Source organism: Candidatus Scalindua japonica, from assembly GCF_002443295.1.
Classification (GTDB): Bacteria; Planctomycetota; Brocadiia; order Brocadiales; family Scalinduaceae; genus Scalindua; species Scalindua japonica.
In genome coordinates this window covers 26,677-34,774 of record NZ_BAOS01000044.1, presented here as the reverse complement: position 1 = coordinate 34,774, position 8,098 = coordinate 26,677, and the positions used below count along the sequence as shown (strand labels likewise).

The following is an 8,098-nucleotide window of genomic DNA, read 5'->3' as shown; positions in this document are numbered from 1 at the left end:
CTTACGTACCGACGAGAGAGAGAGAGAGAGAGAGAGAGAGTGTGTGTGTGTGTGTGTGTATGTGTGAAATAAAAACTATTGAATTTAGCACATAATCGGATACTTATTATTCAAACTTATCAGCAAGCTTTTCAATTTATTTCCTAGAATCAATTACCGCATTAATTTTTTTTTCTAGTATTGAAAAATCAAAAGGTTTTTTGATAATAAAGTCAACTTTTAGACCTTCTTCATCTATTGGTTTCAGTTTTTCTTCCCAACCCGTAATAATACCGATTTTTGGTATCTTTTTTAACCTGTTCAGTTCCTTTATTACGTCATATCCAAATACATCAGGCATTGCGATGTCACACAACACAAGATTAAAATCTTCTCTATTTACCAGTTCTATTGCATCGGCGCCATTGTTAACAACCTTTACCTTGTTACCATTTCTTGAAAAAAATTTATCGAGAATTCTGCTTATAGGCTCTTCGTCATCAACTATCAAAACGTGAAGATCCTTATTTATTATTTCCTGTTCTTGTCGCTTTATTGAGGTTTCCTTATTTACCGTTACCGGAAATAGAAGAGTGAATGTACTGCCAGTTCCAACATTACTTTCTACCTCTATCTTACCACCATGTCTGGTTATTATACCGTAAACGATACTCAATCCTAATCCTGTCCCTTCTGGCCTTTTCGTGGTAAAGAACGGATCAAATATATTCCTCTGTACCTCTTCAACCATACCTTTACCTGAATCAGATATGCTGATAAATGCAGCGTTTTCTTTATTCCACGAACGAAAAGAAAGACGACCACCTTCAGGCATTGCATCAAGAGCATTGTTTATTATATTAATAAATACCTCTCTTATTTCGGTTGGATTACATAATATGGATATAGCATCTTTCATATCTTCCTGATCCAAATGGTAATTAATCCCATTAGCCTGAGCCATACTCTTCCATCTTGGCATTGTAAAGTCTATCGCCTGTTTTAATAAATCTGTTGCCTGATGAACCTCTAAAGACGATACACCTTTATCAACCTTTGTAAATCTATACATCATTCTCGATATTTCTGCACCATCGTCAGTAGCCCTCTTGATAGTACCAAGTGATTCCGCCAATTTCTTATCATTTTTGTGATCCATTTCCATCAACTGTGCCGTGCCGGATATAATGGTAAGAATGTTATTATACTCATGAGATATTCCGGCAGTAATTGTTCCTATAGATTTTAATTTCTCTGATTGCAAGAGTGCCTCTTCCATTTTTTCCCGCATTTTCATTTCATTTATTAAATCATTACGGGATACCGTTGTTTTTTTCAGATTTTCTGTCATTTTGTTAAAAGAAATAGCAAGATCACCAAGTTCATCTCTGGATTTAACCTCAATTTTACCGGACAAATCACCTTTTGCTACTCTTTCCACCGCTTTACTCAATTTTATAAGAGGATGAATCAAGCTATAACCTAACAGCCATGCCAATACAAAACCAAAAACAGATAACCCTAAAGCGGTAATAATTATGGCATAAAGATTACGTTTCTTCCATTTATCACTTATATTGCCTAACTGTCTGGTCATATTGCTAACGTTACTTCTCATCCCTGATAAAGACAAGCCAATCCTGACCCCTCCCAGTAGTTCATCATATAGCATTATCGGCGTAGAAACATCCAGCATATCTGCCGTAAACTGTATTAAAAGGCTTTTTGATCTTGCTGTTGTTTTGCTTATTTCATCAAAATTTTTATTAAAGAGAGAAATATCCTTTGTTCCATCATGTATTATTTTGCCTGTTTTGTCATAAACATAAATATATTTGATATCCTTCTGTTTTTTTGCCGCATGTGTAATTTCATAAATTGTTTCCATGTCATATTTATAAACAGGATTTATGAGATTATCTGCAAGGTTTTGTGTTAATATCACCCCTCTCTCTTTAAATTGTTCCAATAAATAATCCTCCATAATTTCAGAACTCTTTTGCGATACCTCATGCATTGAGGTTCTGAATCGGAACAAGAGTGCCCCAGACAAAATCAGGACTATGGAGATGATTAGAACTGTAATAGTTACTGTAAATTTTAACTTTAACTTCACCTATTCTATTTCCCCACGAATATAACTCAACATTCTGATTACTCCATTTAATCCCTCTTTCGCTTCTCCATTCAATGCATCGAATTTTGTTGTATACGCATATCGCTCTAATATTTCTGCAGCATCAGGATCATTGTGAACATTCAATAGCATTTCTTTTAATCGTTTTTTTATCTCAGGGTTCAGGTCTTTCCTCAGCAATTCAACCGATCTCGGAAATGGTTTTGTCTGATAAATTATTTTTAGATCATTTTTTACACTCTCAGGAGTAACATTAGAGTTTTCCCAATCCAGATTACTATACGCACCAACATCAGTCAGGCATTTAACTACCCATGTTGAGATGTTTTGTTCCCCATAAGCAAAAGCATACCCTACTTTGTCAAGTGGAGGTTTCCCTCTTGGTGTTTCAAGCTCTACCAGTTCAAAACCTTCCATTTTTAATCGAAAAAGAGGAAATAAAAATCCTGTTGTCGAACCGGGATCCTCAAAGGCTATCTTCTTACCCTTAAGATCAGCAAGGGAGTTTATGCCGCTATCTCTCCGTGTAATAAAAACACAATAGTATTCAGGAACCCCCCGCTTCCATCTTCTTAGTATTATCTCTGCACCGGTTTCTTCAGAAAATATAACAGCCGAAAAGGTTGTTTCCGTCACCCAATCAACCTTCCCTTCTTTCAAGTATTTAATCATTTTATTGTTATCTTCAGCAATTAAAACTGAACCACGTATGATGCCTAAATCTTTCATACCGTCTGCTACATAGTCAACCATGGGTTTAAGCTTTTTATAGTGTTTTTTAGGCCTTTCACTTACCCTCCCTATAATCAGCGTTTTATTTCTCTCGTCTTTTACCTTCACATGTTCTGACTGATTCAATTCATCGCTATGAACATTCTTAAATGTCCCGGAAGACAGAACCTCATTTTTAACCTCTGCACACGTCATAGCAGACAGCAAAACAAATCCAATTGAAAAACAAAGTAATACCGCCTTATATATCTTCATACGCAAAAACCTGACCGGATGCTTCTGAAAGATTGTGAAATTTCCCAATTCTTTAATCCCTTAATTAACCAAATTCTATAGATCTACCTGGAAACGCATTGCAAAAATGTCGGCATTTCCATCCTTAACGTTGATATCACTTAAATCAACGCCTGCATGCACATAATTCAACATCACCCTTGTATTAGGATTGAGGTGCCAGTTGAGACCAAGTGTAACATCATTAAGCCTTCCCCCTTCAATATCTTTATCAGACAAATCAAGTTCAGAGTAGTGTGCCCCCAATTGAATTGCCACCAGATATTTTGTCGAGCAGGCATAGTATGACTCCTCCAATTAGGTCTATTTTGTTTTCCCTGTTTCTCTACTCTTTCGATTGCATAGTGTCACAATATTAAAACTATGTATGAGAAATTCCAACGCCCCTCACAGAATCGAACTTGTCGATTTCCGACATTCGGCTCTTCAACTTAACTCACTTTACATGTGACAGCGTGTACAGATTATGTTTGATACTCGGTTTCGGAAGAGCATAGCATCTCAGGTTATTATTAAACTTGCTCCAATTCATCTTCTTCTTCTTTTGGCTTCGCCTATTCAGCTATTTGCGTACTAAAAAATATGCATTATTGCATTGTGTCAGCCGCATAATATTATAAACAGTTTGTCAGTTCAACAAGAAAATGCCTGTGAAATTACGGATTAAAATACTTAAATATACAAATGGAATTGACCTGCACTGTTTTGCCGCAACACTATACGCTCTTATCAATGTTGCCGTTTACCAATGCCTTTTGAAGTATTTGAATTGAGTGGGTAGTCTTAATTTTAGAATCTTTACCCGCAAATCCATCGGCTATCTGCATGATACAACCCGGGCAGTTAGTCGCAACTGTGTCCGCCCCGCTCCTCTCTATAGAGTTCACTTTTCTTTCGAGCATCTTTAAGGTAAGGTCGTAATGTATTATGGTAAAAATTCCTCCACCACCACAGCATGATCCTGCCATATCCATATCAACAAAATCAGCAGATTTCTTTAAAACATTTCTCGGTTCATCAGTGATACCGCGTACCCACATAAGGTGACATGGATCATGATAGGTCACTTTTTCATCAACCGGCTTTGTTTTATAATCATCGCCACAGTACTTCTCAATAAACTCTGAAATATCATAAATTCTATCAGACATCTGTTGCCATGATGGGCCAAGGGTGCGCAGATAATCGAGTTTAATACTCTTGGTACACGTTGCACAGGCACTTACTATCGCATCGAGGTTTTGAGATTCAAATACTTCTTTATTTACCTCTGCAAGTTTTTTCGTGGATTTATGATCTCCCATGGTAGATGATGGTGTTCCACAGCACAATTGGCCTTGTGGTATAACGACCTCTATATTCATCCGGTTAAGAACGTCTACCACGGATTCCGCTATATCCACATAAATGTAATTAATCAAACATCCGGTAAACAGCCCTACCCGCATTTTTGGATTTTTCAATTTCCTTGTTGTACGTAGTTTTTTCAATGCTGTCTTTTTCGCTAAAACAGGTATCCACCTTTTACCCATAAACATGAGTGGAAGGTGGCGCATCTGCCCCCTTCTTTTCCCAGGTATGAACCTCTGGATTTTAGAGCCTATTTTGAGCATGAGATCAAATAGTATCCTTCTTGGCAATATATACCGAAAGACTATCTTCGGTAATAGTGGGATGCCCATCTCATCAGCCACTCCACGAAGCAGGGCAGAAATAATTACCTCATAATCCACATCTGATGGACAAACTGTCCTGCACCTCATACACTTTTTACACGTATATACATAATCACGCAGTTTATCAGTGTACACTATCTGTTTATCCCGCAACGCTTCCGCCAGGCTGATTCGTCCACGCGCAACTGTCGACTCGTCACCGGTTTCCAGAAAAACAGGACAGACGGTTTGACATTTACCACATTTCGAACATTTATTTACTTCTGTTTTCCAATCAGTAGTCATTGTTGTTCAACTAAGTTTGAAGTGTCTAAAGTAAAAAAACAAAAGTTTTTTTCCCAACTTTGCCTCACTTCAAACTTTAGGCATTATAGACACTTTGATTCCTCCTATGCCGCATTATCTAATAAACATCTTACCGGGATTCATAATCCCTTTAGGATCAAAATAATTTTTAAATCTCTTCATAATATCATATTCCCGTGGAGGAATCTCAAACTCCATGAATTGAGATTTCTTATTTCCTATACCGTGTTCACCTGAGATAGAACCCCCCAACGCAACAACTTCCTTCATAACTCTGTTTACAATCCTCTCTGCAAGCTCCTCCTGGCCAGGGTCATTATTATACATTATATTTACGTGTATATTACCGTCTCCTATGTGTCCAAAATTTGCGATATAGATTGTCTGTTGGTCATTAATCCGGTCAATCCTCTGCAATGCCTCCTTTATCTTGCTTCTGGGAACACATATATCTTCATTTATTTTATGAGGAGCAATGTTGTATAATGCGGGAGAAATTGAACGTCTGTCAGCCCAGATAGCATCTCTCTCCTTTCCTGTTTCAGAAATTTTAGTTTTAAATGCCCCGCTTCCCTTACACGCATTCTCAATAATTGGCATCTCATAGCTGATACTCTCATCAGTACCATCAATATCTACTAACAGTAGCGCTTTTACATCTTCATCAATATCTGTTCCACTATAACTCCGTACCGCGTTTATGGTCATATAGTCCAGAAATTCCAACGTACGCGGAAGTATATTATTATCTATAATCTGATCAGCAGCATCAATGGCATCATCTCTATCACGGAAATAAGCAGCAAGTGTTCGAATCTTCTCCGGTTTTGGAATAAGTTTTACCGTTATTTTAGTAAAGATTCCCAACGTACCCTCTGAACCTGTGAAAAGCCTCGTCAAATCATATCCGACAACACCCCTTAGCTTTCTCCCCCCAGTTTTAATTACAGATCCATCAGGAAGAACTATCTCCAGAGCAAGTATATAATCACGCGTAACTCCATATTTCAACCCGGTTATCCCCCCTGCACATTCCGCGACATTGCCTCCAATAGTTGAAAATGCGGCGCTTGAAGGATCTGGTGGATAAAACAGGTCGAACTTCGCAACTTCATCCTGTAACTGCTTTGTAACTACACCTGGTTCAACCGTTGCGGTAAAATCATCAGGACGGATTTCAATTATTTTGTCCATATTTTTCAGATCAAAAACAATTCCACCCATAAGTGGCACTGCCCCACCGGTAAGGCCGGAACCGGCGCCTCTGGCATATATTGGGACTTCATATTTATTTGCAATTCTTAGTGTATTTGAAACATCAGTTGTGCTTCCGGGCCTTACTACTATATCAGGTAGTGCCTTCTGCTTTGTAGCATCAAAAGAGTAACAAATCCGGTCCTCAATAGCCGAAAGCACCCTTTCTTTACCCAGAACCATAAGCAGTTCATCAAACGCTTTCTGATATTTATTGATCTCTTTTTCAGTTTTTTTAAAAAGTTTCATTAATTTACCTGTTTTATTTTTGTATATTTGTAATCTCCTCACTTTTGTGAGGGTTCCAGTTTCGGAAGTCTTTTGAAAACAAGGATATATTCCTTTTTTTCGAAAGGAAACCATCTCTAATCAACAATTTTCCCGGATTCATAATTCCTTTCGGGTCAAACATATTCTTCATGTCTTTCATTATTTCAATCTCATGGGGGGCAAGTTCTGTTACGATGTTTCCTCCAATGCGCACTACTCCTTTCAATATTTCAGACAAAAGATTATTAGCAGACGCATCTCCTTCTTCCCCGTTACCATATAAACTGAGATGGATATGACCCTCTCCAATATTTCCAAATAACGCTACTTGTAATGAATGTACCCTGCTGAGTTCATACACCTTTTTCAGTACCTCTCTAACCCTACTTCCTGGAACAGTGAAATCTTCTTCAAAACCACAGGACACAGCATTAAAGAGAAACGGTGAGACAGAATTGCTGATATTCCATAAAGTATTTCGTTCTTCATCTGTATTCGTTACAGAAGTCTTTAATGTACTGTTCTCCCTGCAAATAGAATCTATCACGGAAACATCATTAACTACATTTTTCTCATTTCCATCTATATCAATAAACAACATTGCTTCAGCTTCTTCCGATATTCCTTCTATAGAATCTCTGGCAGCAGCAATAGCCGCTTTATCAGCAAACCCTAATGAACAGGGATGTAGGTGATTTTTTATTAAGATAGAATCTGTCACATTCAGTGCGCTATCGATATCTTTAAAATATGACATAATTGTGCATCTCTTTTCCGGCATTGGTAATAGTTTTAATGTTATTTTTGTCAAAACGCCAAGAGTCCCTTCAGAACCGACAAAAAACCTGGTTAAATCATACCCTGCAACACTCTTGAGTGTTTTGCGACCAGTGTTTATGATAGAACCATCAGGGAGAACAATCTCCAGTGCAAGAACATAGTCTCTTGTTACTCCATGTTTCATACCTGCCATACCTCCTGTACACTCTGCCACACTTTCACCAATAGTAGAGAATACATTACTGCCTGACCAATAAGGATAAAAAAGGCTAAATTTTGCAGCCTCATTCTGCAAATCTTTTGCAACAACACCCGGCTCCACGGTCACTGTAAGATCTCTTGCATTAAGATCCTCTATGCAATTCATGTTTTTCAGATCCAACGATATTCCGTCTTCAATGTAAACAGATCGTTTTGACATTCCTGCCCCACCCCCCCGTATAAAAACCGGAATGTTATATTTCTCTGCTATTGAAACGATATTTGATACTTGCTTTGTCGAATGAGGTCTCGCTACCAGGCCGTGTGTTGAATTTTCCTTTGTCGTATCAAAAAAGTAACATTCACCCCCCTTGATACTACCAACGATATTCTCCCTGCCAATTGTATCACACAACTCCTTAAATACCTCGGGTTGAATCCCGCTATTATAAATATTATGCTCCATAAA

6 protein-coding genes are annotated in these 8,098 nt (G+C 37.9%); all 6 read right to left on the bottom strand.

The genetic code is table 11. The features are described 5' to 3' along the window. Nucleotides 1-136: 136 nt before the first annotated feature. Complete coding sequence (locus SCALIN_RS20175; RefSeq protein WP_162532439.1) at nt 137-1,948, bottom strand: hybrid sensor histidine kinase/response regulator; 1,812 nt, start codon at nt 1,946-1,948, stop codon at nt 137-139. A gap of 147 nt (nt 1,949-2,095) precedes the next feature. Then, nucleotides 2,096-3,103, bottom strand: a complete 1,008-nt coding sequence (locus tag SCALIN_RS20170; protein ID WP_203415594.1) for a phosphate/phosphite/phosphonate ABC transporter substrate-binding protein — start codon at nt 3,101-3,103, stop codon at nt 2,096-2,098. A gap of 75 nt (nt 3,104-3,178) precedes the next feature. Then, nucleotides 3,179-3,388 (bottom strand): porin, encoded by a 210-nt coding sequence (locus SCALIN_RS20165; RefSeq protein WP_203415593.1) that lies wholly within the window; start codon nt 3,386-3,388, stop codon nt 3,179-3,181. 470 nt (nt 3,389-3,858) lie between these two features. After that, nucleotides 3,859-5,103 carry a (Fe-S)-binding protein gene (locus SCALIN_RS20160; protein ID WP_096896235.1) on the bottom strand — a complete coding sequence of 415 codons (1,245 nt, stop codon included), beginning with the start codon at nt 5,101-5,103 and terminating at the stop codon, nt 3,859-3,861. A gap of 114 nt (nt 5,104-5,217) precedes the next feature. Next, nucleotides 5,218-6,627 (bottom strand): FAD-binding oxidoreductase, encoded by a 1,410-nt coding sequence (locus tag SCALIN_RS20155; RefSeq protein WP_162532438.1) that lies wholly within the window; start codon nt 6,625-6,627, stop codon nt 5,218-5,220. A gap of 13 nt (nt 6,628-6,640) precedes the next feature. Then, nucleotides 6,641-8,095 (bottom strand): FAD-binding oxidoreductase, encoded by a 1,455-nt coding sequence (locus SCALIN_RS20150; RefSeq protein WP_096896233.1) that lies wholly within the window; start codon nt 8,093-8,095, stop codon nt 6,641-6,643. Nucleotides 8,096-8,098: the final 3 nt, after the last annotated feature.